This window comes from Parasphingorhabdus marina DSM 22363 (genome assembly GCF_900128895.1).
Classification (GTDB): Bacteria; Pseudomonadota; Alphaproteobacteria; order Sphingomonadales; family Sphingomonadaceae; genus Parasphingorhabdus; species Parasphingorhabdus marina.
The window spans coordinates 655,631-673,544 of sequence record NZ_FSQW01000002.1 but is presented as its reverse complement, the minus strand read 5'-3'; the positions used below and the strand labels follow the sequence as shown (position 1 = coordinate 673,544).

Annotated in this window: 14 protein-coding genes and 1 tRNA gene; 6 read left to right on the top strand and 9 right to left on the bottom strand. The window is 55.4% G+C overall.

Annotated elements, in window-relative coordinates:
- The first annotated feature begins 35 nt into the window (after positions 1–35).
- Entirely contained in the window at positions 36–362 is a 327-nt protein-coding gene (gene trxA / locus BUQ90_RS12970) for a thioredoxin TrxA (protein ID WP_074205590.1), read from the top strand.
- Here the strand turns inward: trxA and BUQ90_RS12965 are convergent.
- Genes BUQ90_RS12965 through argJ form a run of 3 tightly spaced genes read right to left on the bottom strand, consistent with a single transcriptional unit; the run spans position 323 to position 3,294 of the window.
- The gene (locus BUQ90_RS12965; RefSeq protein ID WP_074205589.1) at positions 323–1,171 is read right to left on the bottom strand and encodes an inositol monophosphatase family protein; all 849 of its coding nucleotides are present in this window, start codon (positions 1,169–1,171) and stop codon (positions 323–325) included. The genes trxA and BUQ90_RS12965 overlap by 40 nt on opposite strands.
- Entirely contained in the window at positions 1,168–2,052 is an 885-nt protein-coding gene (locus tag BUQ90_RS12960; protein WP_275425821.1) for a glutathione S-transferase family protein, read from the bottom strand. The genes BUQ90_RS12965 and BUQ90_RS12960 overlap by 4 nt, the downstream gene beginning before the upstream one ends.
- A gap of 18 nt (positions 2,053–2,070) precedes the next feature.
- Positions 2,071–3,294, bottom strand: coding sequence for a bifunctional glutamate N-acetyltransferase/amino-acid acetyltransferase ArgJ (gene argJ, locus BUQ90_RS12955; RefSeq protein ID WP_074205587.1), 1,224 nt, complete (start codon positions 3,292–3,294; stop codon positions 2,071–2,073).
- Positions 3,295–3,435: 141 nt separating this feature from the next.
- Here argJ and secA point away from each other — a divergent pair, with 141 nt between their 5' ends.
- The 4 genes from secA (at position 3,436) to BUQ90_RS12935 (ending at position 8,297) form a co-directional block, all read left to right on the top strand.
- On the top strand, positions 3,436–6,171 hold the full coding sequence (gene secA / locus BUQ90_RS12950) for a preprotein translocase subunit SecA (protein WP_074206417.1): 2,736 nt from the start codon (positions 3,436–3,438) through the stop codon (positions 6,169–6,171).
- 32 nt (positions 6,172–6,203) lie between these two features.
- Positions 6,204–6,977, top strand: coding sequence for a sulfite exporter TauE/SafE family protein (locus BUQ90_RS12945; RefSeq protein WP_239447431.1), 774 nt, complete (start codon positions 6,204–6,206; stop codon positions 6,975–6,977).
- Positions 6,978–7,088: 111 nt separating this feature from the next.
- Positions 7,089–7,616, top strand: a complete 528-nt coding sequence (locus BUQ90_RS12940; RefSeq protein WP_159437109.1) for a c-type cytochrome — start codon at positions 7,089–7,091, stop codon at positions 7,614–7,616.
- A 6-nt stretch (positions 7,617–7,622) separates the two neighbouring features.
- On the top strand, positions 7,623–8,297 hold the full coding sequence (locus BUQ90_RS12935; RefSeq protein ID WP_074205585.1) for a cytochrome b/b6 domain-containing protein: 675 nt from the start codon (positions 7,623–7,625) through the stop codon (positions 8,295–8,297).
- A gap of 14 nt (positions 8,298–8,311) precedes the next feature.
- On the opposite strand, the gene BUQ90_RS12930 is transcribed toward BUQ90_RS12935, so the two are convergent.
- The 4 genes from BUQ90_RS12930 to moaA form a co-directional block, all read right to left on the bottom strand.
- Positions 8,312–9,883, bottom strand: a complete 1,572-nt coding sequence (locus BUQ90_RS12930) for a sulfatase-like hydrolase/transferase (RefSeq protein WP_159437108.1) — start codon at positions 9,881–9,883, stop codon at positions 8,312–8,314.
- Between the two features lie 149 nt (positions 9,884–10,032).
- Positions 10,033–10,107, bottom strand: a tRNA-Asn gene (locus BUQ90_RS12925).
- A 62-nt stretch (positions 10,108–10,169) separates the two neighbouring features.
- Positions 10,170–10,943 carry an NAD kinase gene (locus tag BUQ90_RS12920; RefSeq protein ID WP_074205583.1) on the bottom strand — a complete coding sequence of 258 codons (774 nt, stop codon included), beginning with the start codon at positions 10,941–10,943 and terminating at the stop codon, positions 10,170–10,172.
- Entirely contained in the window at positions 10,940–11,944 is a 1,005-nt protein-coding gene (gene moaA, locus BUQ90_RS12915; RefSeq protein ID WP_074205582.1) for a GTP 3',8-cyclase MoaA, read from the bottom strand. The genes BUQ90_RS12920 and moaA overlap by 4 nt, the downstream gene beginning before the upstream one ends.
- A 242-nt stretch (positions 11,945–12,186) precedes the next feature.
- Here moaA and BUQ90_RS12910 point away from each other — a divergent pair, with 242 nt between their 5' ends.
- A complete protein-coding gene (locus tag BUQ90_RS12910) occupies positions 12,187–14,112 on the top strand; it encodes a putative bifunctional diguanylate cyclase/phosphodiesterase (RefSeq protein ID WP_159437107.1) in 1,926 nt (641 codons plus the stop codon).
- Positions 14,113–14,125: 13 nt separating this feature from the next.
- On the opposite strand, the gene mfd is transcribed toward BUQ90_RS12910, so the two are convergent.
- The gene (gene mfd / locus BUQ90_RS12905; RefSeq protein ID WP_074205581.1) at positions 14,126–17,590 is read right to left on the bottom strand and encodes a transcription-repair coupling factor; all 3,465 of its coding nucleotides are present in this window, start codon (positions 17,588–17,590) and stop codon (positions 14,126–14,128) included.
- 30 nt (positions 17,591–17,620) lie between these two features.
- Positions 17,621–17,887, bottom strand: a complete 267-nt coding sequence (locus BUQ90_RS12900) for an FAD assembly factor SdhE (protein WP_074205580.1) — start codon at positions 17,885–17,887, stop codon at positions 17,621–17,623.
- Positions 17,888–17,914: the final 27 nt, after the last annotated feature.

Genomic DNA, 17,914 nt, shown 5'->3' with positions numbered 1-17,914 from the left:
CTAGATTGAACCTGTAACCGCGAAGGAGATTCCCCATGGCGACAAAAGCAATAAGTGATGACAGTTTTGAACAGGACGTTCTGAATGCAGACGGCCCGGTTCTTGTAGATTTCTGGGCAGAATGGTGCGGACCATGCAAGATGATCGGTCCCGCGCTTGAGGAAATCAGTGACGAAATGGGTGAGAAAGTAACCATCGCCAAACTGAATATTGACGACAGCCCGGATGCCCCCGGAAAATATGGTGTTCGCGGAATTCCGACGATGATCCTGTTCAACAATGGCGAACCGGTCGAAACCAAGGTCGGAGCGGCCCCCAAAAGTCAGTTGAAATCCTGGCTCGAAGGCGCGCTTCCCGCCTGATCAGAAAACAGGTCACAGAGCAGCTCGGCGGCTTCATCCCACAATTTTTGGGATGAAGCGCCGAGCAGCCCGGTTCTGCGGTCTGCAGGATGGTAGGCAGACCCGTCCCATCGCGCAGCCTTTCCTCCGGCTTCGTTGAGGAACAGGATGCCCGCGGCATGATCCCAGGGCAGAGTTCTTTCAAAAACAGAGACATGATTGGTGCCCAGGACAAGCCGGGGATATTGCTCGGCTGCGCAACGGGGGATATCCACGATCTGGTAGTGACCTTCGGCGCGTTCCAGCAGCTTTTCACGCTGATCTGCTGCCATGAAGCCGGTCGCCAGAGCAGCGATAGGCATCTTTGGTTCGTCCTGGCTGACCCTGATCCTGTTTCCGTCTATCCAGGCACCCTGGTTTTTCCCGGCGAAACATACGCGATTGGCAAGGGGATCGTATAGCCAGCCCGCTATGGTTTCGTTCCGCTCGCTCAGCGCGATCAATATCCCGAAGGGTGGTTGGCCCGCCGCGAAATTGCCTGTCCCGTCAATCGGATCGATGATCCATGCCAGCTCACCGGACAGGCGCTCGAGAATGTCCGGGTCTGTTGCCGCGGCTTCTTCCCCCACGATGGCAGCCGCGGGCAACAGGTCTGCCAGCAATCCGTGCAGCATCTCTTCGCTGAGACGATCAGCAATCGTGACCAGATCTCCCGGTGATTTTTCCTCGATATCTTCCGAACGCAGGTTACGAAAATGCGGCAAAATGACTTCCGCAGAGACTTTCCGCAGGATTTCCTGAACATCGTCGTTCAGCCGTTTGCCGATCATGCGGGAGACAATATCTGGCCGAGCCGGGGAAAGTGCACATGGACTTTGCCGGTCAGATCATCTGTTCTCTCGATACTGATTCGACGCCTGGAAAGTCCGACGAGCCTTCCGCTCACGGTTGCCGGGTCAGGTGTTTCGGTTTTGACGGCGACCAGGTCTCCAGCCTGAAAGCCCGAACCCGCTTCCACATCGCACAGGCCCGTTGGCTCGGAATCGGCGGCCAGTTCTATCGCCTGCTCACCGGACCAATCCTCAAAATCTCCATATCCAATCGCGTCAATCCGGTCGTACCATGCTTTGACTTCCGTACCGAAATCGTCGGGCTGCTTGCCCGCGAAGCCGACGAAACGGATATTCATATAGAGCAGCAGATCGGCATGGCCCGGGCTGGAACCGCAGACATAATCGCGGCCATCAGCCAATGTCTCGGCAAGCAAGGTTGCTCCTGCTTCAAACTGGCCGACCAGATGCGGAACAGCAGGAAGAAATCTCTCCCGGTCCATTCCAAAGCGTTTGGCTCGATCGGCCCAGAATTCATCGGATACGATTGTCGGGTCGGTCCCCAGCGCGGTGCCGACTGCCGGCATGAACCAGAGACCTCCGGACCAGAGCGCGATCATCCGACCGGCAAAGCCCATCGGTTCAGGGTACAGGCTTGGCTCCGGTTTCAATTCTTCGAGGACGTCGACGATCAGAGCCGTGTCGCAATAGATGTCGGCGCCGACCTGCAGCACGGGAATCCGCTCATATCCTCCGGTCAGCGCGCTCAGATCCGGTTTGGGGCAGATATCCGGTTGCTCCACCGATTTCCAGGACAGGCCTTTCAGTCCGAGCGCGAGGCGCATGGCCTGACCAAAGGGAGAATTTTCATAGTGATGCAGAACGAGATTTTGTATTTTTCAGCTCCTGTAGTCCGCGTTTATCGTGATATATCCATGGGTCAGATCACAGGTCCAGACCGTCGCTCTTCCGCTGCCCAGGCCGAGGTCGACCGCGATTTCAATTACCTCGCCTTTCAGGTGCTCGGCAACCGGGGCCTCGTCATAGTCCGGTACGACAACGCCGTCGCGGGCGACGGTCATTCCCCCAAAGCTGATACTGAGCCTGTCGCGATCTGCGGGTTCTCCCGCCTTGCCGACCGCCATGACCACACGGCCCCAGTTCGCATCTTCGCCAGCGATGGCGGTTTTCACCAGCGGCGAATTGGCGACGGACATCGCAACCTTTTTGGCACTTTCGTCAGAAACTGCCCCCGTAACTGCAACTTCGATAAATTTGCTTGCTCCCTCGCCGTCCCGTACCACCAGGTGCGCCATTTGCCGGCAAAGATCGGACAGTGCCGCCTGAAAAGCGTCGGCACCGTCATCATCAAAACCTTCTAACGCGGCGGCATCCGATCGCCCCGTCGCAAATGCAAGAACCGTGTCGCTCGTCGATGTATCGCTGTCCACGGTGATGCAGTTAAAGCTTCTGGCCGTCGCGGCATTCAGCATTTCCTGCAGGAAATCAGCGCTCACGGTCGCATCGGTAAAAACATACCCAAGCATCGTCGCCATGTCCGGCGCAATCATTCCGGACCCTTTGACAATCCCGTTCAGATGGACGGTGGTTCCACCGATGACGGCACTAACGGTCGCCATTTTGGGAAAAGTGTCAGTCGTCATGATCGTTGAGGCCGCAGATTCCCAGTCACAGGGTTCGGTGCTAAAGGCCTGCTTCAGTCCGTCGTTCGCGCGTTCCCGGGGCAACGGCTCGCCGATAACACCGGTAGAGGACACAAAAATTTCCTCCCGGGTGCATTTGAGGTGACTGCTGGCCAGGTTCAGTATGAGGTCAACCGCTTCCATTCCCCGTGCACCCGTAAACGCATTGGCATTTCCGGCATTGACCACCAGCGCGCGGGCTTTTCCGCCCGGCAGGGATTTGCGGCACCATTCGACTTCGGTTGACGGGCACTTGCTTTGCGTCAGCACGCCAGCGACTGACGTTCCTTCCGCCAGTTCGACATAGGTCAGATCGCAGCGATCCCATTCCTTGTACCGGGCGCGGGCAATGCGGCAGGTAACTCCCGCTATTGCTGGCAATGCTGGTTGTTCGGATGGGGCAAGCGGTGATTTTGTCATGACAGCCCCTGCGATAGCCGATCTTTGGCGTTCGTCAATTGACTATCTGGCCCGTCAACCCTACATCGCGTGCTAAAGGGAAAAGCTTTGCAACGAGCCGGTTTGGCGCATTGGGAAGCTCAGCAAATACAGGACAACAACATGCTCGGCGGTTTAGCCAAATCCTTCTTCGGGTCATCCAATGACCGCTACGTAAAATCCATGATGAAGATCGTTGATCAGATCAACGCTTTTGAACCGGAAATCGAAGCCCTCAATGACGATGAATTGCAGGCAAAAACGCCGTATTTCCGGGATCGGGTGGCCAATGGCGAAACGCTCGATGACATTCTGCCGGAAGCCTTTGCCGTCGTTCGGGAAGCAGCGAAACGGACATTGGGCCAGCGGCATTATGACGTGCAGATGGTGGGCGGCATTGTGCTGCACCGGGGAGAAATCTCAGAAATGCGCACCGGCGAAGGAAAAACGCTGGTGGCGACCCTCGCATGTTACCTGAACGCGATTGAAGGCAAGGGCGTTCATGTTGTCACAGTAAATGACTATCTGGCCCGCCGTGACGGCGAATGGATGAGCCAGGTGTATAATTTCCTTGGCATGAAGGTGGGTACCATTGTCCCAAACCTGCCGGAGCCAGAGCGTCGGGAAGCTTATGCCGCAGACATTACCTACGGCACCAATAATGAATTTGGTTTCGACTATCTCCGCGATAATATGAAGCATGACCGGTCGCAGATGGTCCAGCGGCCGTTTAATTTCGCGATCGTCGATGAAGTCGACTCTATCCTGATCGATGAGGCGCGAACACCGCTCATCATCTCAGGACCGACCGATGACAAGTCCGATCTGTACATTTCAGTAAATGAGATTGTTCAGCACCTGACTGAGGAAGATTACGAAAAGGACGAGAAAACCAGAAATATTTCCCTTACCGAAGAAGGTACCGAAAAAGCCGAGCGCCTGCTGGAAGAGGCGGGGCTGCTCGAGGGCAACAATCTGTATGACTATGAAAACACGCAGGTGGTGCACCATCTCAATCAGGCGCTGATGGCCAATGTCATGCGCAAGCGTGACACAGATTATATCGTCAAGGACGGCAAGGTGATCATCATTGACGAGTTTACCGGCCGGATGATGGATGGACGGCGCTGGTCCAACGGTCTGCATCAGGCGGTGGAAGCCAAGGAAGGCGTCCAGATCGAGCCGGAAAACCAGACCATGGCTTCGATTACCTTCCAGAATTATTTCCGCATGTACCCCAAGCTTTCCGGCATGACAGGCACGGCCGAGACCGAAGCTGCGGAATTTTTCGAAATCTACAAAATGAATGTTGTGACCATCCCCACCAACAAACCGGTGCAACGGATCGACGAGAATGACGAATTCTACAAGAACACCATCGACAAGTTCAAGGCGATTGCCAAAACCATCAAGGAACATGCTGAAAAAGGCCAGCCCGTGCTTGTTGGAACGGTATCGATCGAGAAGTCCGAACTTTTGTCTGATTTTCTCGAGAAAGAGGGGGTCAAGCATAGCGTCCTGAATGCCCGCTTCCACGAGCAGGAAGCGCATATTGTCGCCCAGGCCGGCAGCCCCGGTGCAGTGACCATCGCCACAAACATGGCTGGACGTGGTACTGATATCCAGCTCGGCGGCAATATCGATTTCCGCATCGAGGACGAGCTTGGTGACATGGAAGACGGTTCCGAAAAGGACAAGGCGATCGCGAAGATCGAAGAAGAAGTCCGGGCGCTTCGGGAAGAAGTCCGGGCCGCGGGCGGGCTGTTCGTTCTGGGAACGGAACGGCACGAAAGTCGACGCATTGACAACCAGCTCCGCGGCCGTTCGGGGCGTCAGGGCGATCCCGGGCTCAGCCGTTTCTACCTGTGCCTTGAAGACGATCTTCTGCGTATCTTCGGTACCGAGACGATGTTTGCCAAGATGATGAACAAGAATCTCGAGGATGGCGAAGCGATTGGTGGGAAATGGTTATCCAAAGCCATTGAAACTGCCCAGAAAAAGGTCGAAGCGCGCAACTATGAGGCGCGGAAACAGGTTGTCGAATATGATGACGTGATGAATGACCAGCGAAAGGTCATTTATGAACAGCGCGCGGAAATCATGGATGCGGAGACCGTCGGGGATGTCGTGGAAGACATGCGGCACGAAACGGTCAATGCCATGGTTGCCGATGCCTGTCCGCCAGGCAGTTATCCTGAGCAATGGGATATTCCAATGCTCAAGACCCGGGTTGAAGAAGTGCTCGGACTGGAACCGGATCTGGATTCCTGGATGACCGAGGAAACCCTCGAGCCAGAGATCATCGAAACCCGGATCTCGGAAATGGCCGACGATGAATTTAACCGGAAAGTCAAAGAGATCGAGCCGGATATCTGGAAACAGATTGAGAAATCCATTTTGCTGGAATCTCTCGATCACCACTGGAAGGAGCATCTCGCCACACTGGATGCCTTGCGCCAGGTCGTTTTCCTCAGGGCCTATGCACAAAAGAAACCGCTCGACGAATACAAGCAGGAGGCGTTCGGTCTTTTTGAACGCATGCTGGAGGTCATCCGGGAAGGCGTGACGAAAACCATCGCAGTCAGCCAGTTTCATCGCCAGGAAGAAATTGAAATTCCCGAATTGCCGGAGCTTCCCGATTTCCTGACGACACATATCGATCCACTGACTGGCGAAGACAATAGCGCCGACATAGACGGCGGTACCCTCGGCACCGTGTCGACCACGCTTCCCCCGCGCCAGTCGCCGCCGCTGGCCAATCCCGGCGTCGATTTACCGCCGGGCCAGAAAGTCAGCCGGAATGCCCCTTGTCCTTGTGGATCGGGACGCAAGTACAAGCATTGCCACGGCAAGAACTGATTTGGACATGTGCCGGATAGGCAGGCCCTGATTTGACGATCAGCCTTCCCGTTCTGGCGTTTTTGTTTTTTGCCGTTGCCGGTCTCTATGCAGCGGTAGGATTTGGTGGCGGGTCCACCTATATCGCTTTGCTGGCCCTGTCCGGCATGGACTATCGGCTGATCCCTTTGATCGCACTGACTTGCAACATCATCGTGGTCAGTGGTGGCACGCTGCGATTCCAATTGCGCAAACTCATAGACTGGTCGCGGATCTGGCCGCTTCTGCTCTTGTCCGTACCGGCAGCCTGGCTAGGCGGATCCCTGGCGATTGATCGGAATCTGTTTCTGCTTTTATTGGGCGTTTCGCTGGCTATGGCCAGTCTGCTTCTTTTCGCTGAATCCTGGCTGCAAAACACGCGGTTAACATCCGCTGGCGATCTGGCACGAAAAGCCTGGTTTCTTCCCCTGACCGGAGCGGCAATCGGCCTTCTGTCCGGCATGGTCGGTATCGGCGGGGGGATTTTTCTGGCCCCGATATTGCTGCTTGCGAACTGGGCGGACAGCCGGCGTGTGGCTGCAATCGCCAGTGTGTTCATTCTGGTGAATTCCGTCAGCGGTTTGACCGGGCAGCTGAGTAAATCGGGATGGGGACAGGGGGGACAAGACATATTGTCCTACTGGCCACTTTTCGTCGCCGTTTTGCTGGGTGGCCAGATCGGCAGTCATCTCGCGAGCAAAGCCCTTCCAGAGACTTGGATCAAGCGGATGACCGCTGTTCTTGTTCTTTATGTGGCGCTCAGGATATTTTGGCAGCAAGCGAGTTGAGCAGCGTCAAATCTTGATTTCGCCATCGTGAAATCGCTGAATATCGCCGATATCCTTGAATTTCCAGCCAGTTCCGGTATGTCAGTGCTTCTACACACAAAGGAGGCTTGGATGAATCTTCGGAAAACTTCACCGGCATTTTCGGCATTGGCCGGCTTGCTTTTACTGAGTGCATGCGGACAGGGTGGAGAGGCTGAACGGGCTTCCGAAGACAGCGCCGATGCGGGAGCGACCACGCTGCCGAACGGTATGACCGTAAAAGAACAGATTGAAGCACGACAGGGCCAGCTTGAAAAAATCGGCGAGTCTTTCAAGACAATCTCCGATCAGCTCAAGTCTGACAGCCCCGATGTTGCAGCCATCCAGGCCGCTGCGGCTTCGGTACCTGAAAATGCCACCGGGATGGCGGACTGGTTTGCGGAAGGCACCGGACCTGATTCCGGCGTCGAAACCGACGCTCTGCCGATCATTTGGGAAGAAAAGGATGATTTTCTTGCGAAAGTGACCGCTATGCAGGAAGCAGCTGTCGCGCTGGTTGCAGCAACCGAAGGTGGGGACGTGGCGGCCATTGGTGCGGCGTTCCGGGAAACAGGTGGAACCTGCAAGGCTTGCCACGACAAATATCGCCTGGATGACTAAAGCCGGATGACGGCTGACCCCCGATCCGTTCTCGTCTGGGACTGGCCAGTTCGCCTTTTTCACTGGTCAATCGTCCTGTTGATTCCGGCTCTCTGGTGGACAGCCGAAGAGGGCTATATGGACTGGCATCGGCGATTTGGACTGACGATGCTGGGCCTTGTTATCTTCCGCCTGATCTGGGGATTTGCCGGAAGCTGGACAGCCAGGTTTATGCCGATGCTGAGACGGATTACTTCTGTTCCGGCCTATCTCCGCGAACTGCGGGCCGGCACTCACAAGCCGGTTTTTGGCCATAACCCCATGGGTGTCCTGAGTGTCTTTGCTCTCCTGCTGATGCTGAGCATTCAGGTTGGGACCGGGCTGTTTACGGTTGACGTGGATGGTCTCGAATCCGGTCCGCTTTCGGTGCTGGTCACTTTCGATACGGGTCGGGAACTGGCTGACATTCATGAACTGAATTTCGATCTGCTCTCCATTTTTATCAGTCTGCATATCGTTGCGATCCTGACCTATCGGTTCTGGCTCAAGGATCATCTTGTTGCGCCCATGATAGGCGGCAGCCGGCCGCGATCGGACTTTGCTGCAGATACAGTACATCCTGTCCGCTCCAGTCCGGTTATGCTGACTCTTGCGGTACTTATCGCCCTGGCTGGCGTATATGCGGCTCTGAACGCCGCGTAGACCAGGGACTTGATCTAGCGCCCCGGGAAGTCGTCGGGCTTGTTGATATCTATCGAGCCGCCATCACTCACCGGAAAAATGCCGCGCCCGAACCAGACATATTGGGCAGTGGAAGAATTCAGGTCATTGTCATATTCTTCCCGTGCATAGGTGTCGGGATACCCCATAAGCTGTAATGTGGTGGGAAATATCTGACTGGCACTGTGGCTGGTTGGTAGTTGCGGGGTGTAATCCGCAATCTTTCCGGGAGGCAGAAACGCCAGCAATGGGACGGAAAACTCGGCCTCAACGGGCTGGGTGCTACAATGCGGTAGCAAACCCGGGCCGATATTTTGCCCGTGATCCGATGTATAGAAGACTGCTATTTCCGAACGATCCGTGTCCTTGAACAGCTCGTCAAAAAAGCCCTTTTTGGAATAGGAAACCGCCTGTTTATATTGCGTCATTATCGAACTGCCAGCCACCAGATCTTCTCTGGGAAAATGATCACGATATTGAAAATGCACACCGCGGAGCAGAACCAGGACAAATTTTCTGCCATCTGATTTCAATAGCCCGTTTAAATGTTGCGCAATCTTGAAATCGGTCCGCAATCCGCCTTTCATCGCCCGGTAATTGTCTAACAGCTTGCGTTCCGGCGCGAGCAGCAGATTCTGGGGCGGTCCTGAGACCTGCCCATCGATCAAGGTTGTTTCATAGCCGGCCTTTCTCGCATATCCCCAGATCGAAGGACTGGTCCGCAGATCGGTTTTTTCGTCCACGTTCCGGACGTTGACACCGGATCGCAAGGCAACATTTGCGGGCGTGCTGCAATTACCCATTGAAGCGACCTTGCCATAATCCACAATCGCCGTTTCGGTGATGCCCGGTTTGATGATTTCCGAAAATATCTCGTGGGAAACGCTTTCGTCCACAATCCACAGAATCTTGTCTGTGCCGACACCGTTTTGCGGCGCTACTGCGATGTTTCGCCTTTTGGGAGGTGGTTCCGCCGTCACCAGTGTCGCCAGATAACCATAAACATTTCTTTCGGCCGCCTCCGGGCCGAAGCCGGTTGCCGGCCAGACCAGTGAAGGTAACAAGGCGATCAAAATGACAGGGACTGACGAAACAGTCTTGCGAGGCAGGCGAGCCTGGATGAAATCCTTGACGGGCTGGCGCATGGCTCTTCGGGTGCCCCACAACAACAGGATCGCCAGCAAAAGTTTTCCTATCGCGATCATCAAAGGGATAGCAAACTCCGATGCCGCATTTCCGGCCTGTCGGGCTTCTGTCAGCACCCACGCCATCTTCTGCAGGTCGATTGTGTCATTGAGCAACTGGCCATATGTGATGTTGACCGCAGAGGAGATCGCAACGAAGATCAGCGTTCCTGTGAACCAGCTTTTGGGCAGGATCACTACCGCCACGAGCAATAACAGGCCCTGAATTCCAAATGAGAATAGCGACGAAATCGCGGTATCGTAGTCATGGGCAGCCGCCCGGTACAATATGGATTGCGTGAGCAGATGCTGATTCAGAATGGCGTAGGCCATGCCGAATAACAGCAGGCCCAAACCCGCTCGGAGGAGACTTTTCTGTGCCAAGCTCGTCACCAAATCCTGAAAAAATTCCAGATCAGCGTTCCGGAATGACAGAAATCGGTTAAAAAGTGCTGATTCTGAAGGTAACCCGGATTGTGCGGAAGCGAAGTCGCTGTCACGAGGCGTGGACTGGATTCCAAAACCGGAAAAAATGGCTCCCCGAGTAGGATTCGAACCTACGACAACTCGATTAACAGTCGAGGGCTCTACCGCTGAGCTATCGGGGAACAACCATCATTCGATGACGAACAGCGGGCCTATAGCAACGTCATTCGCAGCCTGCAAGCCATCAAACAACAAATTGTTCCATGGCAATTCGGTCGTCCAGTGCATGCTCGGGATCGAACAGCATTGTCAGGGCCTGATTGCGGTCTATGGCCACCGTCACACGGCTGACATCCCGGATTTCCTGCTGATCGCCAACAGCACTGACTGGCCGTTTTTCGGCATTCAGCACCCGGATTCCGATTTGCATTTTGTCAGGCAGAATTGCACCTTTCCAGCGGCGTGGACGAAACGGGCTGATCGGTGTCAGGGCCAGAAGATTGCAGGACAAAGGCAGGATCGGACCATTTGCTGACAGGTTATAGGCTGTAGACCCAGCGGGTGTGGCAATGAGCACGCCATCGCACACAAGTTCTTCCATCATGATCCGTCCGTTGACCTCGATCTCCAGTTTCGCCGTCTGGCGCGTTTCACGCAGCAGTGAGACTTCGTTGATCGCAGGCAGGGAGAAACTGGCGCCGGAAATGGTCTCGACTTCCATCCTGAGTGGTTTGACCTTGAACGCCCGGGCTTTTTCCAGTCGCTGGGTCAGGTCCGCTTCATGCCAGTTGTTCATCAGAAAGCCGACGGTTCCGAGATTCATGCCATAGACGGGCATGATCTTGCGGCGGTTCAGCATCTGGTGCAGCGTCTGCAACATAAAACCATCGCCGCCGAGGACCACGGCCTTGTCAGCCTCATCAAGGGAAACCCATTCCATCAGCGGTTGCAGTTTTTTCCCCGCTTCCTGGGCCTGCGGGGTGGGGGACACGATAAGTGCCCATTTTGTGTCGGTCATCCGCCCGTAACGTTCATGTGACGCTCCAAAATGTCTGCGGACCCGTCGAGTTGCGCATTAAATTCATGTCTCAACGGCTTGAGCTTCAAAGCTTTTTGAAGCAACCGATCAACAGCCTCAATGCCTTCATTGCGCACTGCGCTTCGTAAATCAACATGGGCATTGTGCCCCAGACACATAAATATCTTGCCGTCGGTGGTCAGACGCAGGCGATTGCAGCCATCGCAAAAATTCTGGCTGAGCGGGGTTATGGTGCCGAGCCGCAACCCCAAAGGCCTGACCATGTGATAGCGCGCGGGCCCCGCACTGCGATATCCGACAGGTTCCAGATCATATTCGCGCGTCAGCGGAGCGATGAACTCTTCAGCGGGGATATGTTCCAGCTTGCGGTCTGCTCCAACGTCACCGAGTGGCATGGTTTCGATGACCGTCAGGTCATGACCTTCCCGGGCACAATATTCGGCCATGGGGAGCAGATCTGTTTCATTGAAATCACGCAGGCCAACCATGTTTATCTTGACCCGAATGCCGGCATTCTTTGCTGCATCGATTCCTCTCAGCACCTGAGCAATGTCTGCACCGCGCGTGATTTCCCGGAATCTCTCGGGGTTCAGCGTATCCATACTGACGTTGATCCGGCGGACATTGTGATTTGCAATATGGTCTGCATATTCTTCCAGCAACGACCCGTTGGTGGTCATTGTCAGTTCCTCCAGCTCGCCGGACTGAACCTTGCGGCCCAGCCGCTGGATGACATCACCCATATCGCGTCTGACCAGCGGTTCGCCGCCGGTCAGGCGGATCTTGCGGATGCCGTGCCCGATGAATCTTTCGGCTATGAGGGTGATTTCTTCGAGCGTGAGCAATTCGCTTTTTGGCATGAATGTCATTTTTTCCGACATGCAATACTGACATCGAAAATTGCACCGGTCGGTCACCGAGATGCGCAGATAGTCGATTTTCCGGCCAAATCCGTCCTGCATGCCTGTCTCACCTGTCATGAATGGCCAATTCTTAGCGATTTGTTGAAGCGCGGGCAATGGTTGAGAAAGATTTGGCTGCTATGCAAAAGAATAGGATATCTGCGCTCTCAGCGCGGTCTGGACGAACCAAACGAAGGAATATTCCGGTTACACCTGCGCAATCTGCATCTATCGAACAGCCTGCGGCAAAACATCTGTTCTTGCTGTCGTTCCACGACCGGGATCCGCTTGCTGCGGAACTCTCGGGCCTGGGCTGGCGAGTGAGCTCTGCGCGCCGGGGGGATGAACTGCATAGCCGGATTGCGTCTTCGCGGGCTTTGATCGCAGTAATTGATGTCCGCGATGCGGAAGCAGAAGGGCAGGCGGCGATTGCGGAAGTACACGCCATTGATCCCCGCGGTAGCCTCGCCATTCTGGCGCTGGGGGATGCCGTGCGACAATGCGATATAGCTGCAAAATGCTATATCGCAGGGGCCACGCATTTTCTGGATTTGGGAAATGACAATGCAGACCTGGCACAGGCGTTGAAGTTCGCCAATCGATATGCCGAAAACATGCGCGGGGGCAGGAATGCAACGGATCAGCTCCAGCAGCTTCTGGCCCGCTCGGATGAGGCATGGTCTTTCCGAAAATCGGACCTGAATGATGTGATGTTTAGTGATCAGATGCGCCTTGGTCTCGGACCAGACCAGATTTCTCGCTATCCGGTCACCGGGTTCTATCGGAATATGACTGACAAGGATCGTGCGAGGGTGAGGGGAGCGATGGGTCGGCTGCGCAGCGGTTCCGCACAGGCTGCGATCCCCCACCACTGGAATGGCGAAAAGGTTATTCATCATTTGCATGATGCCGGGGACCGCCTTCATGGTCGAATTGAACGCCTGTATTCAGACCCGGCGGCGGAAAACTGGATGGAACGGGATCTGCTCTCCGGCCTGCGCAATGGTGCAGCTGCCCGGACCTGGATCCGCGACGGCATGGAACAGGGCAGGGAAATCGGTTTTGTCGCAATGGGCCTCAAGAATTTCGAGACCATCAACGCCGCTTATGGGCGTTCTGTGGGCGACGAGGTCATGCGGCGTATTGGGCAAAGACTGATCGCGACAACTACGGAGCATTCCAGCGAAAGTATTTTGGTAGCGCGGATGGATGGTCAGAATTTTGTCGTCGCGCTAAACTTGGGCGAAGGTGTGACGGACACACCGGCTTTTGCCGACGGGCTGCTGAACAAGGTATTCGACCCCGTCTCCATTGATGGACGGAAAATTCGTCTCACTGCCCGGGCGGGCGTGGCCAGTGGTCAGGGGCCGGGCGATGAAGCCTCACTTGTGAGGCGAGGGATCCTGGCACTTGCCGAAGCGATGGCGTCGGATTCGGTGATGATCAAAATCAGTGCCTCAACCGACAAGGATGTCTTGCTGGAACAACAATTGGAAGGTGAACTTGCTCACGCCTTGGAGCGGAACGAGATCACCATTTCGTTCCAGCCGCAAATCCGGACCGATACGGGGCAGCTTATCGGAGCGGAAGCCTTGGCGCGCTGGAACCATCCCAAATTCGGATTTCTGGGTGCCGGAACGCTTTTTGCCGTTGCTGACCGCGCCGGTTTGATGGAATTGCTGTCTTTGCACATTCACAATCGCGTTCTTGAGCTCGCTGCGCAATGGCCGGAAAGTCTGTCATTTCTGAGACTGTCAATCAATGTGACTGCTGGCGATCTGGCGAGCAGAAGATTTGTGACGAATATTTCGGACGCAATCGGAAAATCCGGATTTTCCGGCGATCGCCTGACCCTGGAAATAACGGAATCCGAATTGATTTCTGATCTCGATAGCGCTGCTGACCGGCTGAAGGAATTGCGGGAACTGGGGCTGCGCGTTGCCATTGACGATTTTGGCACTGGCTATAGCAGCCTGGCCTATCTCAAAAACCTGCCCCTGGACTATCTCAAGATTGACAGCGGACTGACTGGCGATATTTCCGGATCGGAGAAGGACCAGGTGGTTGTCAGGTCGATTATTTCCATGGCGCACAGCCTCGGATTGTCGGTCATTGCCGAGGGCGTGGAAACCGAAGAACAACTCGCACTTTTGTCCGAACAGGGCTGCGAATTCTACCAGGGATTCCTGCGGTCCGGGCCACTCGTACCGGAAGAATTCGAAATATTCGCTCTGCGCAGCGACTAATTGGTGCGATCAACTATTTTTGACGCGCCAGTTTGGACAATCCTGTAGTGAGCTGCGACAGACCATGCAGGCGCGATCGTGGATCGCGCCAGCGTCGTTCGATAAACAACTTGTTGTCGGGACGGATTTTAGCCGTCCCTTTCAACCGTTCGGCATAGGCCAGCAGTCCGGGAACGTTCGGAAACACATCATTGTGGAAACTGACAAGCGCGCCACGCGGCCCCATTTCGATCTTGGCGATATGCGCTTTTACGCAGTTCATCTTGATTTCCATCAGTTTGAGCAGATTGTCTGTTTCCACCGGCAAATCGCCGAATCGATCGATCATCTCGGCGGCAAATGCCTGAATCTCCTGATGGTCCTGCAAATTGTTCATGCGCCGATACAGACCCATGCGCAGTGACAGATCGGGCACGTAATTCTCGGGAATGAGTATGGGGGCATCAACAGTAATTTGCGGGGAGAAATCCTGGCTCTCCCGTTCCAGCCCGGCACCCTTGGCTTTTGCGTCCAGAATCGCATCCTCGAGCATCGACTGGTAGAGTTCGAATCCGACCTCGCGGATATGGCCCGATTGCTCGTCCCCCAGCAAATTGCCGGCTCCACGAATATCCAGATCATGGCTGGCAAGCTCGAAACCGGCCCCAAGGCTATCGAGATCGCCTAGAATTTTGAGACGTTTTTCGGCTTTTTCCGTAATGACCCTGTCCCGCGGTGTAACCATGTAGGCGTAGGCACGGGTCTTCGACCGGCCGACGCGGCCGCGGAGCTGATAGAGTTGCGCTAGCCCAAAGCGATCCGCCCGGTGGATGATCAAGGTGTTGGCACTGGGGATGTCCAGGCCGCTTTCTACAATTGTTGTGGAAAGCAGCACGTCATATTTCCGGTCGTAGAAGGCAGACATTCGTTCCTCAACCTGGGCTGGCGGCATCTGGCCATGGGCAACAACATAGGTGATTTCCGGGACATGCTCTTTCAGAAATTCCTGAATTTCGGTCAGATCCGCAATTCTCGGCACGACAAGAAATGACTGACCGCCGCGAAAATGTTCGCGCATGAGCGCTTCGCGCAGCGGTACCGGATCCCACGGCATGACATAGGTGCGCACAGCCAGTCGGTCGACGGGAGGTGTCTGGATTACCGATAGCTCCCGCAATCCTGTCATCGCCATCTGCAAAGTCCTGGGAATGGGTGTGGCAGTCAGTGTCAGAACATGCACATCGGCCTTCATTGCCTTCAGACGTTCCTTGTGAGTGACCCCAAAACGCTGCTCTTCATCAACAATGATCAGTCCCAGCCGCTGAAACTCGACCGATTTGGCGAGCAGCGCGTGGGTGCCGATCACGATATCAATATTTCCGCTGGCTAGCCCTTCTTTCGTCTTCTTCGCTTCGGAAGGTGGGACCAGCCGGGACAACCGGCCGATATTGACGGGGAAAGGACGGAAGCGTTCCTCGAAATTGGAGAAATGCTGACGGGCGAGCAAGGTGGTGGGGGCGATAATCGCCACCTGCATGCCGGACATGGCAGCCGCAAAGGCGGCGCGCATGGCAACTTCGGTTTTCCCGAACCCGACATCGCCGCAAACCAGCCGGTCCATGGCCTTGCCGGATGCCATGTCCTCGAGCACTTCCTCGATGGCCTGCTGCTGGTCTTCGGTCTCCTGATAGGGGAATCGGTCGACAAATCCCGCCATGTCCGGGGCTTCCACCCGGGCCGGAGTAGCTGGCTGGAGCGCCCGCGCGGCGGCTGTCTTCAGCAGCTCATGAGCTATGGCACGTATGCGCTCTTTCAGTTTGGACTTGCGACGCTGCCATCCTTCACCGCCCAGCCGGTCGAGAACCACATTCTCGCCGGCCTCGCCATAGCGGCTGAGTACATCAATATTTTCTACCGGGACGAAAAGCTTGTCCCCGCCCGCATATTTCAGGGCTACACAATCATGCGGACTTTCGCCCACCGGAATGGAGACAATGCCTTCGTACAGGCCAATGCCATGCTCGAGGTGGACAACCAGATCGCCCTGTTCGAGCGCAGAGAGCTCCTCGATAAACGCGTCGCCACTCTTGCGCCGACGTGATTTGCGGACAAGACGGTCTCCGAAAATATCCTGTTCTGTGAGCAGCGCAATTTCGTCGGTCCGGAAACCGGAAGCCATGGGCAGGACGGTCAGCGCGACCGAATTGTCGCCGGAAATACTGGATGTCCAGTCATCACAAAGCACTGGCGTCTTGACGTCATGATCATTGAGCAGGTCAAAAAGTCGCGCCCGGGACCCTTTTGTGTAACTTGCCAGAACAACCCGAAGGCCAGATTTGGCAAGGCTGTTCACGTGCGCGGACAGCGCCTTGTAGATGTTTTCGTTGCGCGCCCGTTCCGGCGAGAAATCGCGAGGGGAGGAAACCGATAATGAAATGACGGTTGACGATTCCGGTTCGTCAAATTCGCTGATCCGGTGGATGGGACCATTTTCCTGGATCGCCTGCCACTCTTGAGGAGACAGGTACAGTTGATCCGGCGGCAACGGGCGGTAGCTGGAAAGATTGGCCTTGTCCGCTTCCTGGCGGTTTTTGTAATAGTCAGCAATCGCGGCAAATTGCGCCTCTGCGGCCGCTTCGGTTGCCACATCGGCGAGGATCACTACATCGTCACCGACATATTCGAAGAAGCTGACCAGCCGCTCTTCCAGCAATGGCAGCCAGTGTTCCATTCCCGACAAACGCCGACCATCGGAGATGGACTGATATAGCGGATCACCTGTGGATTCGGCTCCAAACAATTCCCGATACCGGGTACGAAAGCGGGTGATACTGTCCTTGTCGAGGAGGAATTCGGATACCGGCAACAATTCAAACTGATCCACCGACCCGGTTGTACGCTGGTCCGCTGGATCAAATGTCCGCAGGGACTCGATCTCATCTCCGAAAAGATCGATTCTAAGGGGACTTTCGGCCCCTGGCGGAAAGAGATCTATCAACCCGCCGCGGGCAGCAAATTCACCGCTGTCCGCCACGGTATCCACTCGGACAAAACCGTTGGAATATAACCAGGAAATCAGCTTTTCCTGCTCGATCACGGCTCCCGGCGCAAGTCGCGTCACCATTTCGCCGATCCGCGCAGGATCCAGCAGCTTTTGGGTTACGGCATTAACAGTCGTCACAACCAGCTGCCTGCCAACCGGCTCTGCTGCCAGCCGGGCCAGTGCTGCCAGCCGGTCCGCACTGGTATGCAGTGCCGGGGAGGCGCGGTCATAAGGAAGGCAATCCCAGGCCGGAAATTCAATAATGTCCAGATCTGGCTCGAAATATCGGGCTGCTTCGGCAACAGCGCTCATGGCTGCATCGTCGGTCGCGATATAGACGGTGCGTTTCCCGGAATTCGCTGTAATCTCACCAAGACAGAGCGACCGATAGCCGGAGGGCACACCGGCCACGGTCAGCGGATGCTGCGCATCAAAGAGGGAAGAGAGCGGAGTCACTTTTTCGATAAGTCCCAGGAAATCGCGATGCTATTTGGCAAAATCAATGAAATCGAGTTTTCGAAAATCATCCATTTGCGGGCCTTCAAATTGCACGGGAACCGGCAATGTCCCAATTGCCCAGGCCATGACGTCGACATCTTCCTGTTCGAGCAGCTCCTCAAACCAGTCCAGCTGGGCATCTGACCAGGTCGCTCCATATTTGTCGAAAAACCCGCCAATCATGTTGTCGGCTTCTCGCGTTCCCCGGTGCCAGGCCCGAAAGTACAGCTTTTTGAGTCGGATTTCCCGTTTCATACATGCTCCAGATGGTTCTTTGGCTGT

Excerpts from the sequence above, each read along its gene's own strand:
- trxA (WP_074205590.1), top strand. The coding sequence starts at position 36 with ATGGCGACAAAAGCAATAAGTGATGACAGTTTTGAACAGGACGTTCTG.
- BUQ90_RS12920 (WP_074205583.1), bottom strand. The coding sequence starts at position 10,943 with ATGACCGACACAAAATGGGCACTTATCGTGTCCCCCACCCCGCAGGCC.
- argJ (WP_074205587.1), bottom strand. The coding sequence starts at position 3,294 with ATGACAAAATCACCGCTTGCCCCATCCGAACAACCAGCATTGCCAGCA.
- secA (WP_074206417.1), top strand. The coding sequence starts at position 3,436 with ATGCTCGGCGGTTTAGCCAAATCCTTCTTCGGGTCATCCAATGACCGC.
- moaA (WP_074205582.1), bottom strand. The coding sequence starts at position 11,944 with ATGACAGGTGAGACAGGCATGCAGGACGGATTTGGCCGGAAAATCGAC.
- BUQ90_RS12935 (WP_074205585.1), top strand. The coding sequence starts at position 7,623 with ATGACGGCTGACCCCCGATCCGTTCTCGTCTGGGACTGGCCAGTTCGC.
- BUQ90_RS12965 (WP_074205589.1), bottom strand. The coding sequence starts at position 1,171 with ATGATCGGCAAACGGCTGAACGACGATGTTCAGGAAATCCTGCGGAAA.
- BUQ90_RS12900 (WP_074205580.1), bottom strand. The coding sequence starts at position 17,887 with ATGAAACGGGAAATCCGACTCAAAAAGCTGTACTTTCGGGCCTGGCAC.
- BUQ90_RS12940 (WP_159437109.1), top strand. The coding sequence starts at position 7,089 with ATGAATCTTCGGAAAACTTCACCGGCATTTTCGGCATTGGCCGGCTTG.